This window comes from Zobellia sp. B3R18, from assembly GCF_018860715.1.
GTDB classification, from domain to species: domain Bacteria; phylum Bacteroidota; class Bacteroidia; order Flavobacteriales; family Flavobacteriaceae; genus Zobellia; species Zobellia russellii.
The window spans coordinates 374,341-391,133 of record NZ_JAHKQG010000013.1; the positions used below are offsets into that span (position 1 = coordinate 374,341).

At 32.9% G+C, this 16,793-nt stretch carries 14 protein-coding genes; all 14 read right to left on the minus strand.

Features of this window, described 5'->3' with window-relative positions; genetic code table 11:
* Positions 1-12: 12 nt before the first annotated feature.
* The gene (locus KO513_RS16135; protein ID WP_215914281.1) at positions 13-1,098 is read right to left on the minus strand and encodes a GNAT family N-acetyltransferase; all 1,086 of its coding nucleotides are present in this window, start codon (positions 1,096-1,098) and stop codon (positions 13-15) included.
* Between the two features lie 180 nt (positions 1,099-1,278).
* Positions 1,279-2,328 carry a peptidoglycan bridge formation glycyltransferase FemA/FemB family protein gene (locus KO513_RS16140; protein WP_215439970.1) on the minus strand — a complete coding sequence of 350 codons (1,050 nt, stop codon included), beginning with the start codon at positions 2,326-2,328 and terminating at the stop codon, positions 1,279-1,281.
* A gap of 318 nt (positions 2,329-2,646) precedes the next feature.
* Positions 2,647-3,303 (minus strand): HAD family hydrolase, encoded by a 657-nt coding sequence (locus KO513_RS16145; protein ID WP_215914282.1) that lies wholly within the window; start codon positions 3,301-3,303, stop codon positions 2,647-2,649.
* Positions 3,287-4,255, minus strand: a complete 969-nt coding sequence (locus KO513_RS16150) for an ATP-grasp domain-containing protein (RefSeq protein WP_215914283.1) — start codon at positions 4,253-4,255, stop codon at positions 3,287-3,289. Before KO513_RS16150 ends, KO513_RS16145 begins: the two co-directional genes overlap by 17 nt.
* Positions 4,252-5,277: a glycosyltransferase gene (locus tag KO513_RS16155; protein ID WP_256439104.1), complete on the minus strand. Its 1,026-nt coding sequence runs from the start codon at positions 5,275-5,277 to the stop codon at positions 4,252-4,254. Before KO513_RS16155 ends, KO513_RS16150 begins: the two co-directional genes overlap by 4 nt.
* Positions 5,268-5,891, minus strand: coding sequence for a sugar transferase (locus KO513_RS16160; protein ID WP_215914404.1), 624 nt, complete (start codon positions 5,889-5,891; stop codon positions 5,268-5,270). Before KO513_RS16160 ends, KO513_RS16155 begins: the two co-directional genes overlap by 10 nt.
* A gap of 200 nt (positions 5,892-6,091) precedes the next feature.
* Positions 6,092-7,237, minus strand: coding sequence for a glycosyltransferase family 4 protein (locus KO513_RS16165; protein WP_215914285.1), 1,146 nt, complete (start codon positions 7,235-7,237; stop codon positions 6,092-6,094).
* Between the two features lie 45 nt (positions 7,238-7,282).
* Entirely contained in the window at positions 7,283-8,422 is a 1,140-nt protein-coding gene (locus tag KO513_RS16170) for a glycosyltransferase (protein ID WP_215914286.1), read from the minus strand.
* Positions 8,423-8,463: 41 nt separating this feature from the next.
* Positions 8,464-9,504: a glycosyltransferase gene (locus KO513_RS16175; protein WP_215914287.1), complete on the minus strand. Its 1,041-nt coding sequence runs from the start codon at positions 9,502-9,504 to the stop codon at positions 8,464-8,466.
* Positions 9,505-9,537: 33 nt separating this feature from the next.
* Complete coding sequence (locus KO513_RS16180; protein WP_215914288.1) at positions 9,538-10,686, minus strand: O-antigen ligase family protein; 1,149 nt, start codon at positions 10,684-10,686, stop codon at positions 9,538-9,540.
* A gap of 85 nt (positions 10,687-10,771) precedes the next feature.
* On the minus strand, positions 10,772-11,710 hold the full coding sequence (locus tag KO513_RS16185) for an ATP-grasp fold amidoligase family protein (RefSeq protein ID WP_215914289.1): 939 nt from the start codon (positions 11,708-11,710) through the stop codon (positions 10,772-10,774).
* Between the two features lie 130 nt (positions 11,711-11,840).
* Positions 11,841-13,184 carry a murein biosynthesis integral membrane protein MurJ gene (murJ, locus tag KO513_RS16190; RefSeq protein ID WP_215914290.1) on the minus strand — a complete coding sequence of 448 codons (1,344 nt, stop codon included), beginning with the start codon at positions 13,182-13,184 and terminating at the stop codon, positions 11,841-11,843.
* Positions 13,185-13,191: 7 nt separating this feature from the next.
* Positions 13,192-14,307, minus strand: a complete 1,116-nt coding sequence (locus tag KO513_RS16195; RefSeq protein ID WP_215914291.1) for a glycosyltransferase family 4 protein — start codon at positions 14,305-14,307, stop codon at positions 13,192-13,194.
* Between the two features lie 298 nt (positions 14,308-14,605).
* Positions 14,606-16,453: a pectate lyase family protein gene (locus KO513_RS16200; RefSeq protein ID WP_215914292.1), complete on the minus strand. Its 1,848-nt coding sequence runs from the start codon at positions 16,451-16,453 to the stop codon at positions 14,606-14,608.
* Between the last annotated feature and the right edge of the window lie 340 nt (positions 16,454-16,793).

A 16,793-nucleotide genomic window follows, 5' to 3' on the forward strand; every position in this document is an offset into this window, starting at 1 on the left:
TTTGTTCAATAGTTACAATTGTTGAACTGGTATTGCCTTTGCTTTTTTTGTTTGGCCTATAAAGTAATACTGTTTTGCATTGTCTCTATATACTTTTAAGTCTTTTGAACATTCATCATTAAGATATAAGAACTCAAAAGCCAATGATTTTAGTATATGGTTTTCCGCAGCTTTTAAATCAATTTCGGTTAAATCATTTTGGTGCGGCTCTTCCGAAATAGCTTCAAATTTGAACGCGGTCTGCGTTGTTGATACTTCTGTTTTTCTGCTCTTAAGCTTATAAGTTAGTCTATGTAATCTTTCGTTTACATTTTTCTCACGCAACTTCTGTTTTAAATCAAAAAAGGACTTTAGTCCCTGAGCCAATGTTTTAGCCAATATAGATGAGGAGTCATAAAAAATATGGTATTCAAAATCGTATGTTTTGTTGGACCATCTAGTTTTATAATCAAAATATCCTTTTGAGAAATCAAAAATCTTAATTTTTTCAGTTAGGCAATATTCAATTAGTTTCATAATAGTGACCGAGCCTAAATGGAATTTGGCATAGTCAATATCAAAAACGGTAATGGCATCAAATAGTACGATATCGGAATGGTAGCTTAAGGTAACTCCAATGGGAGTGTCTCCGTCATAAATAACGAATAAAGAAGCCTTATTTTCCAGAATTAAGGGAAAGGCAACATCATAATAAAACTGCCATTCTCCAGGATTGAGGTTATTATTTGTTATTTGTTTATCGTTAAAGCGCTTAGTGAGTAATTCTTTAAATGAAACAAAAACTGCATCGTACTCATCTTTAGTGATTTCACCAAAGTACATTTTGTAAGTAATATCAAAACAGGCTTCAAAGCGCTTTTTGTATTTATTGAGTTTGTATCTGCTACTCTTACTGAAAGTAGCAAGCATATACTCGTTGAAGTTGCTATACTCTTCTAAATTTATTGCAAAACCAGGATATTGCTTTGAGCTTTGAAACTTGAGTTTTGAGTCAGCAGTAATGCTTATATCATTATTAAAATATGCTGGAACATCATAAATAAGAAAGACCTTGTTTTTATAATCCTTGCCATCTGTACTTCCCATACTGTAATCCATGCCCTTGGTTAGGGTTTTTCCAGTATTAATGTATAAAGGCAAGTAGCTTGAGCCATAAAAACCAATATTCTTAAAGCAATCAAAGCTCAGTGGTTTCTTATTTTGGTTAAAGTGTTTAGACCAAACGGAAACGTAGGTATCTGAGAGAAAGGGATTATTTTTTATCAAAACAAATTAAGATTAATGAGATTTGGGCATTTGGCGATATGCTGGGAAAAAATTGCTTTCACCATCATTCGTGCTGTCGCATAGCTGCTCTTCCCGCTTTTTAACCAAGTCTTTGTAGACTTTAGGATTTACAATCCATTTCCAAAATTTAGCCGGTCTGTGATTTTTAGAAAAAGTGGATTTAAAAGCGAATAAAGAATCACTTTTAACACCTTTTCCACCGCCAAGATTAAAAAACTTGTAGTTTTCCTCAGTGGCATCAATACGCATAGTATCAATAATCAGCTTAATGGCATTAAGGTTCACATACTCTTCCTTATAGCCGGATAAATGATATTGAACAATCTCATCGGTTTTAATAAACATGGCGCCGCCTATAACTTCTTGGGTTTCATCTATAACGCATAGCAAAAGTTCTGTTTTAAAGAATGAACTTAACATGAGCTGATAAAAATAGCGGTCATTGAAAAAATAACTTTCATCCGCATTTACCCTACGCATGTTTTCGTAATAGATATCCATAAAGGTCCGAATATCCTCCTCGGAAGTACCTTTTCTGACAGAACATACTTTTCTGCTTTTGTTGATGTAAGTCTTTAAGCGACTACTGTATTGTTGGCGCTGTATATCCAAGGGAAGGGTAAGGTCTATATAGACCACTTCTCCAGGACTTGAAATATCTCCAATATTGGCAAGAATCTCTTCTTGATGGTCTATATAAGGATGAAGTCTGGAAAAAACGGAAACTATTTTTTGCTCAATAAAAAGCTTCTGTAATTCAATTTTAAACGTGGTATTTTCAAAATTAAGGCTTTTGGTACTGCAGAGTGGTCCGGCATAACCATAGACAGAAGTAACATCTTTATAGCATGTCCCTTCAATATCTCTTAGCATTAAAGGTATAATAATACTGGCCCCATCTTCTTCATAGTGAATTAGAATAGGTGTCTCGTCTTCGTTTTTTGAAAGGTAATGATAGTGGTAGGTATGGTAAAAGTCACAGTGGTCGACCATTTTCATGAGATCGTTCCATTCATTCCTTTCGGTTACAATTTCAATCATTAATGCAGGTTAAATGCTTGAGGTAGAAGTAATCTTAAACCTCAGGTTAGTGTTGGATTTCATTGTTGAGATTTCTCAATAGAATTTAACCGTAAAGCAAAATTTTGATTACTGATGTGGTGTTGGTTAGCAAATAACTTTTTTCTGAAGCCATTCGATTGTATTTAATTGATACTCAGTTACAAATTGTCTAATGTAAACCTATTTTCGCATGGTGTAAAGATGAGTAAAATAGTATTATAAAATTACTGCTTTAAGGAGGATTTTCAAAAAAATAGGAAAGTTAACTTTTATTCAAAAAATAAGGTAATAATTGCTTTATGTTACGGCGATATCTCCAATTTTTTCTATAAAAACTTTAGGAAGATGGGTTTCTATAAAATAGCGATAGCCATCGCTATGAATATTTAAGCCATTATCAATCAAACCAATACTGTCCCATCCTAAAAAATTAGGAGCTATAAAATCTTTCCTTATATTATCCGCTACATAGCAGTAACTATGATTTGCAAAGGTTTTTTCTATTTCTAAGTAGTTGTTTTTATCAGGTTTTTCCGAGCCCAACTCTTCAGAAATAATTATTTTATCAAAGTAAATTTCAATACCTAACGCTAAAAGCTTAGCTCTTTGGGTTTTGCTGCGCCCATCTGTAATTATAGCCAATTTTCCTCCCTTGTCCTTAATTGATTGTAGTAAAGGAAGAACCCCTGAAAATGGTTGTATAGTAGGATTGTGATTTCGGTAAAGGTTTATGAGAGCTTCCTTTTTGATGTTATAAGTAGTTGCTAAATGTTCAAATACGTTTTCTTTATTTCTGTACATAGAGAACATTTGTGCAAATAGAGACCTCCATTTTTTGAAATCCAATTCTTGGGCAATTGCACAATAGGCCGACCTGAGGAAGTCAATTTCATTATAGAGTGTATCGTCTAAATCAAAAACGATAACTGTTTTTTCATCAACCTTTATATCCATGAACTAGAATTTCATCATCGTATCGTATCATAAGCAAATCATTTTCCCAACAATCAAAGTTTTCCTCAATATGTTTGCCTTGAGTAAATTCCTCAATAATCCATTTTGGATAATTGGCTCCTGATAAATAGGATAGGGGGTAGCCACCACCAAATCTCGGGTTAATTTCTATAGCTCTAACCTTATCTTCTGTATTATGGACAAAAAATTGAGCTGTAAGACATCCAACAGCACCATTAACATGCGCTAAATTCTTCTTAATGTAATCAACCAAGAGATTTTTAACGGTCAAAGCTTTGTAAACTTCACCATCTCTAACTTCAATCCGTTTACGAGGAACTACACATTTCAGTTTGTTGTCTTTTCCATAATATAAATCGCAGGTGAATTCATCATAAAAGTCATGGTCAAGATACTCCAAGAACATGAGCTTATCATTTTCAAAATGATAGGAGGTCAAATCTTTTTCCTCCTTTATAAGATAAGTGTCTACACTACGACTACCGTCTATTGGCTTAATGAATAAGGGTAGTTCATACTTATCCTTTGAAAACTCTTTGGCTACCGCAACATTATGTTCCTCAAAAAACTTATGAATTTGTCTTTTATCCCTGCATTTGCCCACAAAATCAGATGAAGCCACTACAGGAGTAACCCCGTTTTTTTCTAAAAGAAGCCTATTCTGAGCCAGCGGTAGTAATTCTGTATCTATGGTTGGTATCAATAACTCAATATTCCTATCTCTACATTCTTTTATGAGAACATCAAAATAGTCAGGATGGGTAACAAAAGGTACTTTAAAATAACCGTCGGCTATTTGGCAGGCTCCGGATAAAGTTGGATCGGCATCTGAAGCAAATACCTTTGCACTAGGGTATATTTTTTTAAGCTCCTTTTGAAAAGCTCTGACAAGAGAAACGCGTCTGCCCGCAGAAGATATGAGAATGTTCATTGTGTTAGGGTGTAAAAAGATCGGAACATCTTTATGAATGGATTAATCAAAGGTTTCCTATTAAATACGAAAACCAAGCAAGAATAGCCTATTCCGTGATAATCTTCTCCTATGAATTTTTTTAATGGGTAAGCATCTATTTTTTCAAAGTCCGATAACATTGCCGGAATCTCCGAAACTGATATATCTGACTTCATTAAGCGTACCATGAGGAAAAAAACAAACGATTGCTGTCTGGTCTTTAACCGCTTAATGCATGCTTGGGCATTTTCATGCTCCTTAGGAACAGTTGCTATTAACTTATCAAATACATGAGCGGCATTGGCGTTGTCATAAATCACTTTATTGTAATGTTCCGGGCTCTTATTGCGCATTGCCGAAGTTGGTAAAATTCGGTATCTATGTACGTCTAAATTGGTATGTGCCATTCTTTTGGCCTGGCAGAACAGCTCGGCAGTGAGTATGGCATCTTCCATCCATTTGCCTTCAATAAAACGGATTCCCGTGTTTTTTATGAACTCTCTTTTTATGAGGTACCACCAGATTTCATTCTTATGCTTTTTATCGGCAATATAGGTAATACCATCTTTTATTTCTAAAGGAACATCTGGATTAAAAGAATCAATATTCCTGGAATAGGGATAAGGCTTACTAACAACTGATTTGGTTGTAAAGGTAAGAATGTCTAAATCATTCTTTTTGCATAGCTCCAAGAGCAAAGGCAACGTATTTTGTGCAACGTAATCATCAGGGTCTAAAAAGTAAATATATTCCCCTTGTGCTATATCAAAGCCCGAATTACGAGCCGCGCCAACTCCGGCATTTTTTTTATCAATTACATGGATGTTGGAATGCTTACTGGAATAAGTTTGTGCTATTTGCAGCGTAGCATCCTTAGATTCATCGTTTACGATAATTATCTCATATTCTGTTTTGGTCATTTGTTGGTCTAAAAGACTGTCTACACATTCTTTTAGATAGAGTTCCATGTTATAACATGGTATAATGATACTTAATCGCATAATTCGTTATTTCCTGTTCCTGTAAATAGTTCCATTGTAGCGCTTGTATCGGAGGAAATACCATCACTTTTTATAACTTTCAATACCGTCATAACTAGTATTTTAAAATCCAGTATAAATGTCAAATGGTCTACATACCAGACATCATATTCGAACTTTTTATTCCAAGAAATAGCATTTCTGCCATTTACTTGTGCCCATCCTGTTATGCCGGGTTTGACTTCATGTCTTCGTTTTTGATAATCATTGTAAAGGGGTAGATAAGAAACTAATAATGGGCGAGGGCCAATAAGGCTCATATCTCCTTTTAAGACATTTATCAATTGTGGTAATTCATCAAGTGACGTCTTTCTTACAAATTTGCCTGCAATGGTAAGCCTTACTTCATCCGGTAAAAGATTACCGGAGGCATCTTTTTTGTCGTTCATGGTTTTGAATTTCAGTATTTTAAAAACTCTACCATTTTTGCCCGGGCGGCTTTGAATAAAAAATATATTGCCTTGATTTGCAATTCCTAAAAAAATAATGACCAATAGTATAATTGGTGAGGTCAATACTAAAATTGATAATGCCAGTATAAAATCAATTAATCTTTTAAAAAAATGTCGGTAAATCATAAAACAATTCTAATTCCTGTCGCAAAATAACTATAAAAATACCTACTAATTTTGGATATAGACCAAGTACTTGATTTTTTGTTAAAATACAATTAGGAATAGGTCATAACTAATGATTCAAATAATATTGTACTTGATGTGTAAAGGTCTTAACTAAAAACTATTAACCGCTTTTTAAATAACCTGATGGATGCGGATTAGTTTAGAAGCTGATATTCTTTTAACTGTTCGGACCAAACATACTCTTGACTATATTTTTCAGCGATAAACCGCCTGTATTTTTCATTGTAGTTCTTATGTTTTGAAGCGTCTTCTAGACAGTTTAACATAGCCTCTGTTAATGCAATACTGTCCTTTACAGGAATTATAGTTCCGTTAATGCCGTTGTCTATTATTTCATTGGAGCCATTTATATTAGTAACAATGCTGTAAATACCCATGGCACCTGCCTGCAGCAGAACGTTTGGAAAACCCTCTCTATAGCTTGGAAAAACAAAAACATTTGAGATAGCAAAATAAGGTCTCACATCTTGTTGCCAACCTACTGAAATTATAGATTTGTTTGTTTCAATTTCATGTTCGATTGAATGGGGTAATGGGTCAAGTTCTTTTTCATACGGTCCTACAAGTAATAATTTTGAATTTTTTGACTTTTTTTGCACCTGAATAAATGAATTGATCATTTCTTCTATACCTTTATCATACCCTATGCGACCTACAAAACACCATATAAAGTCTGATTTCGCTATAGAAAGTTCTCTTCTAATATCTTTCTTTATAGAGTTGTTATACAAATTTGGGTCAAAATGATTTAGGTCTATTCCATTCACATTACCATGTCCAATTATTTTTAAAGGTTTTTTGGTAATTCCGTACGAAATTAGGTCATTTTTAACCCCTAACCCTTCAGGGTAGATGTTTGTGGCACAAAAACATATAATGCGGTCAAAAAATATCAACATTTTTTTCATCATCCCTGTTTGGGTAGGAAATACGAGTCCTGTAAAGGTGTGTAATCTATAAGGTACACCTGCTAAGTAGCCAGCAATCATACTTAAAAGTCCGGCTTTGGGAGTGATGGAGTGAATAATGAAAGGTTTCTCCTTTTTAAAAAGGGTATATAATTTGTAAAGCGATTTTAAGTCGGCAAGAATATTAATCCTTCTGTCAATATTTACCACTATAGTGTTGATGCCTTCAGTTTCTCTTATGGTTTGGTGTTGCTCGCCCTCAGAAGCTATTGCGCTAACATTAAAACTCTCGTTCATGAAGCGTAATTGACCTTTTAAGAGCACGGCAAGTGAGCCGGGAACAGCGGCGATTCTAAAAAGTTTTCTTTTCATTATCTATTAAGGTGTTTGCACCAATAAAACTTTGGATGAAGGCCTTTATTGTTTGGATAGAGCTAGTTCATAAGATTTTAGGATTCCTTCCTTACTAAAGTCCTTTATGCGCTCAAGAACATGGGTTTTACAGCTATCTAAGTACTCTGGATTTTCTAAAAAATAAGTCATTCCTTTGGCCATAAGGCCGACATCACTAACCGGAGTTAAAATCCCGTAAGGTGTTTTCATTATATCCTGATCATGGGCTTCTTCGAGCTTCATGATCTCACTGGGGCCAGATTTACAATTTGTTGTTAAAATAGGTAGCCCACAGCACATGGCTTCTAAGAGAACATTGGGAAAGCCTTCGTGGTTGGAGCCGAAAACAAATAAATCGGCCGCTTTTAAGTATTGATAAGGGTTGTTGTCAAAGCCAAGAAAGAAAACGCGGTCTTGGAGGTTTAATTGTTTTGTCAACTCCGTTAAATACTTTAGTAAGACTCCATCACCTAATAGATAAAGTCTAGCTTTTGGAATGTTCTGCAAAGCACGAATCAAAAGTTCATGGTTTTTTCCGGAATCAAGTCGTCCGATGGTTACCAAGTTAAAATAATCAGGATTAAAAAATGAGGTAATCCGCTGTATCTTCGCAATACGTTCAATGTCAACAGGGTTATAAATGACATCCGTTATATTTAATTCAATACCATAATTTGTAGTTAAATCATCTGCATTACCTTGAGAGTTACAAAGAATATAATCAGCCTTGGGATACAACTTAGAAATAAGCCAATTATTCACTTTCGATTGAAAATTTCCATAACCATACTGTAGACTGGGAAAAGATCGCTCACTTATAATAATTTTGGGACTGGACGAAGGAAACAACCGTGACAAAGTGTTAATGTAGTTAGGTCGTGTAAGTAAGCTGAAAGAATGAGTAATATTTAATTTTTTAAGTAGTCTTGCATATTGAAAAGCTAAAAAGGGAAGTTTTATTAATTTAATAATACCATTTTCATCACCCTTTGATCTTTCTAAATAATGAATTACAGTGTCTTGTGGTAAATCATAACTAATTGTATCGTTCATCAGAACTAAATGAACGGTAAAACCTTGCTGTTGTATGTACGGCAAGAGATATGAAACTACACGTTCAGCTCCACCACCAGCCATGGAATATATGAAAATGGATATGGTCATTATTTATTACAATATAAAAATACTAGGTATTATAAAATTTTCTAATTAAAGCTTAACAGTAACTCTTCATATTTTTTCAAGATAACCTTTGAACCAAAATTTTCTAAAACGGATTTCCTGATTTTGTTTCGACTCCAATTTGATTGACCATTTAAAGCATTGAGAAACTCTTTTTTTGAATCTACCAAGTAACCGTTAACTCCATTTTGAATAATCTCTTTAGTTCCTCCCGGAACATCAAATGCTAAAACGGGTGTACCCATAGTGCAGCTCTCTAAAGCAGCATTTGGGAAACCTTCTGAGTAAGAGCCTTGTAAAAAGAGGTCATTTTTGAGAAGGTATTTATTTACTTCATTCGTGAACGGGATGTGGGTTATTTTCTCCTTAAGACCATAAAATTCTATTTTCGAAAAAATTTTTTCGCGCTCAGGCCCGTCTCCAATTATAGTATAATGAAAATCTTTCTCCAATTCTGATAATAATTCAATGATTCGAATATGTCCTTTGACTTTATTTAAGCGGCCAACTGTAACAAAATTCTGCAATTTCGTAATGGTATCGGAAACGATTATAGGAGCAACATTAGTTATAGGATTTTGAATAATACTAATCTTATATGAAGGTGTTCTATATATCTGCCTGAAATTTTGGGACATATCTTGTGATTGACATATTATAGAGTCAACCCATGAAATGCATTTAGATTCCCACCATGTTATTTTTGTATCTGTTTGTATATTGGTTGGTCTAATGATAAACTGGGTATTCTTAAATATTCTTGTCAAACCACCTGCAATCAAATTCAAATGGCCTATTGAAGTTAATACAATGTTAGGTTTATTTAATTTTATAAAATTAATTATGCTCGGGATAGCATATAGAACTCTTTCCTTATATAAATAAGTAACAGGGATATTTTCTATTATGTAAGATGAGTCTTTTTTATGACCGATAACTAACAATTCACTCCGAAAACGTTTTTGATCTAGATTTTGTGAAACAAACGCAAATACACGTTCCGCACCTCCCGGTTTAAGAGAAGGAATTATAAATACTACTTTGACTTTTTTTAAACTTTCCATAATCATCGAGGTACTTCACGCCATTTTAAACTTTTAGCTTTTAATTGTGGAATTAGTGATTTTTTGATTTCTTATTGTCCTGAGTTGTACATATACATAAATAGAGAACAATAAGTTATTATAGATAAAAAAATATGTATGACTTACTGCCATTGATAGCATTATAATAAGTGTAATATATAAGAGTTCTGGATGCGTTTTAAAATTTTTGTAACTATTAGTTAGTAGGTAAATATATATAAGGATAAATATTATAAAAGGAAAAATACCAGCCTCTCCTAATACTAGTAGATATGTATTGTGGATACCAGGAAGTGTTGCGGTGTGTTTTTGTAATTTCATAAAACCACGTCCTACGATAGGTTTTTCAATAATCAAATCATAATATAAAGCCCATGTTGCAGTTCTTGAATCTTCCTTTAGAGTTTCAGTTTCTACAGGTCCATCACCAAAGAAACTTTCGAGGGCAGAAAAACGATTACTGGCAAAAATTTTTGTATCCGTGAATGTGAACATGATTATCAAAACCCCCAAACCAATTAACGGCACAAAAACATTTTTCCTGTCTCGAAAAGTAGCTATTACATTTATTAATAGCCAAACAATTACAAATGTACGCGAAAGAGTGAAGATGCCCGCCAACGTGAAAAGAAATTGCCCTGACAACATTAATAGTCGGTTTTTTAGGCGATATGTCAATGCAAAGCCTATTAAACAAGCACTACCCGCGTAGTTTGGATTCAGGAAAAAACCACTAAAACGGCCTTTTACTAATTGGTGTGCAGCATTCGCTTCAGGAAAAACAATTGCATTTATAATTATACTCAGCGCTCCAATTAATAGAATGAAAAAAAAATCTTCAGTTTTAGATTTTTTTAATAGTGTTACAGAACAAATAACAGCAATCATAAACCTGAAAAATTCCTTAATAAAGAAATTAGTAGTATCTACTTCTGTGTAATTAAAACTACTGAAAGTAAAAAAAAGCAACCCAAATACTATAAATGGCAAGGCTGGTTTTTCCCATGGTTTGGAAAGAAGATAATAAACTAATAATAAAAGTGTACTAAGGTAACTTGTAATTACTCCCATGCCTGAACCAAAATACAGTAATGAGTACGCAGGTATATTGCATAATAACAGAAATAAAAGAATGTACCTTCCAAATTCTAAAATCTTCATTTAAATGGAAATATAGTAAGTAGATTTAAGCAGAGTCAAATGTAATATACTTTAAAATTAGTTTAAAGCTTGAATTATGGTAATTCTATTTTTTATATTTAGTTAATTTCAATTCTTGACCTAGTTTTAAATCCCATACTTCAGGTAGAATTGGTTTAGTTCCTCCATCATGATGAAATGTTATTTCACCAAAATACAATTTTGAATCTACATCGTACCAATCAACTCTTGCATAATCGAACGGTTTAGAAAGTTTATTGGATAAGTGAACCATTTCATCAAATGTTTCAGGTTTTGGTACATCTTTCTTGCTAGGGTCGGTAAATTGACCATTTTTACTAGGAGAAGACCATTTGTAAGGTTCTCGTTTCCAGTTAATATCATACCAATTTCTATAATGATTATCCGTGCCTCTGCCCATATCTACTTGAATCATTCTTACTTTTCCATTAAAACAGTGTAATTTGTAATCAAATGGGATGCCGCCTTCCTTATTAATTAATAATTTTTCAACTATAATAGAAGGCTTAATATTTTTATATTGCCATTCTCTATATTTTTCGTAATAATTATGTGATAATCTGTCTTTCAATTCAGATTGAACCTCTTCCCAATTAATCTTTTGTTTTTCGTAAATAAATATCCCTCCTCCACTATCATGATTGGTTTTTATTATGCAAGGTCTTTCAGTCAATTTTTCATCGCAGATATCTTCTACTTTTTCTGTTTGAAAATAGAGAGGCACCAAATATTCAGATCCTATTTTTTCAATAACGTAATCTCTAACACCATACTTGTCTGCGCATTGTGTGTGTAGTGGGGTACGATCATTCAGCTTTAACCAGCATATTTTTTCATTCAACGTCTTTGGCGGGTTTAACCTTAGTTTTTTTCCCATGTTTTTAAAATAACGGTATCTCTGAAATGCTACGTCAGGTAAGCTGTTTATTAAAGTATGAAATACGCTACGGAATACATTTCCTAAAAGTGTCCCATGATAAAATTTTAAAATGAAAGAATTCATAATATTTATTTTGAAATGTGTAGTATCTCTAGTAACGAAAAGATGAGAAAATTAGTGCTGAATCTACTTGGATAAATTTAAATTTAAGACTTTCTAGCATTAATAGAGTTTACAAGAATAGACCGATCTTTTAGAAATATTCACCTTCCCTAGTACTTATTTTATAAATATAGAAGAAGATAAAAGTATTTTTTAGAACAGCAACAGTGGTAGTGCTGAATGCAATTCCAAGTATACCATAATATTGCATTAATACATAATCTAGTAGAAAATTCATAGCTAGGGCAACAAGAGCTGCAAAAGCCATTATTGAATTTTTATTTAGGCTAGTTAAAAAATTAACCATTAACATACCTGAAATTGTAAAAGGTAGATAAATAAGAAAAATTTGTTGAATGCTTGAAACTACTTGAGTATCTTTTGAAGTGAATTCTTTTCGTTCAAAAAGTAAGCTAACAACATCCTCTGACCAATAAATACCGATAATGGCTAACACGCTTACAGTGGCAAATACGATTTTTAAAGATTTAAATAAATTTTCAAAAGCCTTTTTTCTGTCATCATGTATTGATTTGGAAAAGTAAGGGAGCAAAACATTAGATATTGCAATTGTTACTAGACCCGCGAAAAAAGCAGGGATTTTAACACCGTAATTTATTGCCGCAATAGAACCAATAACAAGTTGTGCCGCAAAAAATTGGTCTACCACAGGGTTAAAACCAGTTAATAATCCAGAGCTTACTTTGGCTGGTATTTGTTTGAAAAGAATTTGAATATTTTTATTTTTAAAATCTGGAAAATCAAAGTATAAAATCTTCTTTCTCATTGCAATAGTGAAAAGATACAGAAATGATAAAGCGGATCCTATTAATGTTCCCATAGCCAAAACTTTATTACCCATTAACTCTTTGAAAAAAGTTAGGCATAAAATAACGGTAATTGGAGTAAATATGTTAGCAAAAGTAGACAGCCTATATTCGTTAGCGATGTTTAGGAGACCTCCTAAAAGAGACGCAAGACCCCAGAACATAACGCATGGTAACATTATATAGAATTGTCCTTTTACTAAGTTATAATAATCCTTATCATGACTTGGATAAATATGCTCTAAAAATACGTCTGTAGTGAGATATGCAATTAGCATGAAAAAAATTCCTAAAGCAATTGTAATCAAAAAACTAGTACTTTGAAAAGAACCCTTATTACCGTTGTTTTTTAATTCGCTGATATAATTAGGAACAAATACGCTTCTGTAAGCTCCTAAAAAAACATTATTGATGAAGGTTGGAACTAAAATAGCAATAAAAAAAGTATCTAAAACTTCAGAGAGGCCGAAGTTAGCGGCCACCATAGTTTCCTTATAAAAACCAAAACCTTTAATCAAAAATGTAATAAAACTTACTAAAAGTAAGTTTTGTATTACAACACTTTTTTTTAAGGGTAATATGAATTTCTTAATTTTTTTAAGTATCATCGTGTAATTATCCGTGAACCGAACTCTTTTCTGAAAGTAGTTTTTCTAATGTTATACTCCATTTTTTAACGATTTTATCAGAAGAATAGGAGTGGACAGAGGATTTCGCTTGTTCTCCTAGATTCATTCGTAAAGATTCGTTATCAATAAGCAACTTCATCTTTTTGGACAACAGGTCAATGTCATCAACCGGAATCAAAAAACCATTTTCTCCATTTCTAATCAATTCAGAAGGGCCTGTTGGGCAATCTGTAGATATACATGGCAATCCAAAATGCATAGCTTCTAAAAGGGCATTGGGAAACCCTTCAAAACGAGAAGAAAATGCAAAAATTTTAGAGGTAGAATATAACTGGTCGATTTTTGAAATTCTCCCAAGAAGAAATACTCGTTGTTCTAAATTATACTTTTGAATCAAGTGTTGTAAATCTTTCTTTTTACTGCCTTCTCCTACTATATGAAGTTCCCAATCGTTAATTTGGAGCTTATTAAAAGCTTCAATAAGAATTTTCTGTCCCTTTTGGTTTTCTAAGCTTCCAACATTTAAAATTATATTTTTTCTTTGTATTTCGTAATCATATTTGAAATCAGGATTGATAGGATTAGGAATAACAATTAATTTTCGTTCATGAATGAAAGGTTCATAAAATTTTGCAACTCTATCTGTTTGAACTATCAACCGGTCAGATACTGGATACACGTATCTTCGTAGTATGTGCCAAAACGAATTAAGATTGTTTTTTTGTGCAAAAGGGTTATTCCTTTCACTAATTATAACAGGTACTTTTGCCCTCCTAGCGGCAAGAGTGGAGATTATATTGGTAGAAGTCATGAAAGCAATGCAGGCATCAATATTGTATCTCTTTAAATTTTCATAAATTAAGTTCTGAAGCCTATAATTTAGCTTAAGTGACGAAATAAAATTTGCGCTAGGTTTCATATCATTTAAACCTGGTACAAGTACTACTTGTTTATTTAATTTATAAAAACTAGGTGCATTGGTCAAAGTAAAAATATAGACCTGATAATTATTAATTAATTCGTTGCTCAAAATACTTACAACCCTTTCTGCACCACCGGAAGACATTGAGTGAATTATGAAAGCAATGCTTTTTTTTGCCATAAAAAAATCTTATAAAAAATATTTTCTTGCAAGATTAGAAAAAAGAAAGAAGAAACCCTATTTAATTGTTTAAAGATAACTTTTGCTGTTGAGAAGCAAATCAAAACTTTAGCGGAGAGAGTAAATTTTTCCCGGGACAAGCCCACGGGGCATTTTTAAGGAAGGTTACAGAAACGGTAAGGCTACACAAGCCTCATTTAATTTACCATCTTTAAAGATTGTACTTGAATAAAAGTTTTCTTTATCAAAATATACGAGCTATATTCAATTAAGTCAAACCAAATTATAAAGTAGTCTCTTATAACAAGCTAAATAGAAAATCTTCCAAATTGGTGTAACCATCATTATTGAAATCTTCATTTGCATCATGAGCATCCAATGGGTCTAAATTATTAGCGATTTCCCAGTTGTCAGGTATTCCATCTTTATCTTGGTCATAAGTTAATGCTCGTTTGGAAGATTTTAGATTTGGAAATCCGCCTACTTCATCTTCGTGGCTTATTCTAGACCCTGTTCCATTTTTTACATCGTTAATTATTCGAACATCTACTAAATCCTGAACAAATGAAGCGCCTACATTTGGAAGAACAGCTTTAACAACTTCGGAACTTGGAATTATTGTGGTGGTAGAATTAAGTATTGCTGAGTTTTTTAAATAAGGATATATATTATTATTTCCATTTTTCGATAGGGTAATAGCATTGTTATCTTCAATGTTATCAAAGGCATATAACTCAGTACTACTTCTTGATTGATTGCTAGTTTCTAGACGAATAGTTTCTAGAGTTCGGTTAGAGTTAGAATTTGTTAAATAAACATTTCCTATAATGTCTGCCTTTGTACTATAAAACAAAATTGTTCCCCTTTTAAAATTGTATATTAAATTATTTATAAATTCAATACCGCCATCGCCAGGATTATTATTAAATAAAATATTTCTCTCTTTATTGTGAGCCCATAGATTTTGAACCAAAGTAATATCAGAAATATTCTTGTCAATTAAGGTTCCATAACCTTTATCTACATTTTCGGATATAATGCTATTTTGGATAGTCAATTTTTTTAAATAACCATTTGTTGATCCCGATATATCTAATACACCGTCTCTACCCCAAGAAATGCTACAATGATCAATAATAATGTTTTCTACAGTAGTACCCGGCCAAGCCTTAATTCTTAAAGCGTCATCAGGTTCGTAATTTTCTGAATTGGATGTACCCACATTACTTGGTATCCAATCTTTACCAGGCCTTATTCTAAGATATCTGATGATTACATTTGAATCATGAATCCAAAAACTCGAACCCCTAAGCGTTATACCATCATCGGGGGCTGTTTGCCCAGCAATGGTGAGATTGCCATATCCTTTGCGTATCTTTAGAGGACTTTTTAAAACAATATAGCCTGATACATCAAAGACTATAGTTCTAGTGCCGGATTTTTTTTCAATCCCCTCCCTTAAGCTTCCAGCTCCACCGTCATTTAAATTTGTAACGTGATAAATAAAACCACCTCTTCCGCCTGTAGCGTTTTTTCCAAAACCTTCCGCTCCGGGAAAGGCTTTTAATTCGCCCATATCTTTGATAATGGTTACACTGGCTTCTTGGGTTTCTGTTTCCCCTTCCTTATTTTCAACTTCTACTGTATAAGTAAAGGTTTCTTCAATTGGTTCTTCTTCTTTACTTTTTTCAATTTCTATTGTCCCATTTGTCTCTTCTTCCATTACTGAAGGTTCTTCCATTTCGGGATTTTGTTGATTTTCAATTATTGGTATTTCACTTGGGATGGATGGTTTTTCTTCGGTACTTACAACTTCATCGGGAGCATCTGAAGGATTTGGGAAATACGTCAGAGTCTTATCAGTGTTAATCACGATTAACCCATTCTCTGGTTGACTTGTCTCAATTATTTCAACTTTATTGTCATCTATAAATGAATCATTATTCAATACATCTAATACCGTACTTTCTTGAGAATTAATTAAAAATTTATCACTAACTGCTAAGTTTGCCGTAAGCTTAGCCTGTTGCACATCAGATACAACCAAATCGGCTAAGAGGTCAGTATCTTTGCTACAGGATAGTAAAAAAGTTAAAGCGTAGACAGCTAGTATCAATCGAACATATTTAGAGCGATGAATTTTCATAAGTAGGTTAAGATTTTTTAAGAGATTTGAGTCTCTTTGATAGGAGGGATTTAAATAGGTCTTAACCGTTTTGAGAAATATTGAATTTGGGTTTCAATAACCTCACTTTAAATTACACTCCCTTTTATTTATAGTTACATTTTTTTTTTGATTATAAGTTAATAACAAATGTTAGATGTGTTTGGTATTGGAATTATATTAAATTGGATGAACTACACAGTAAAAGTAATTAATGTGCAGTTAATCGATATAATATTGAAAAAATTAAAATCTAATTATCTCAAAAACTAAATGACGAACTGGTAAATAATAATTAGTTAGTTGATGTGATAATAAGTTA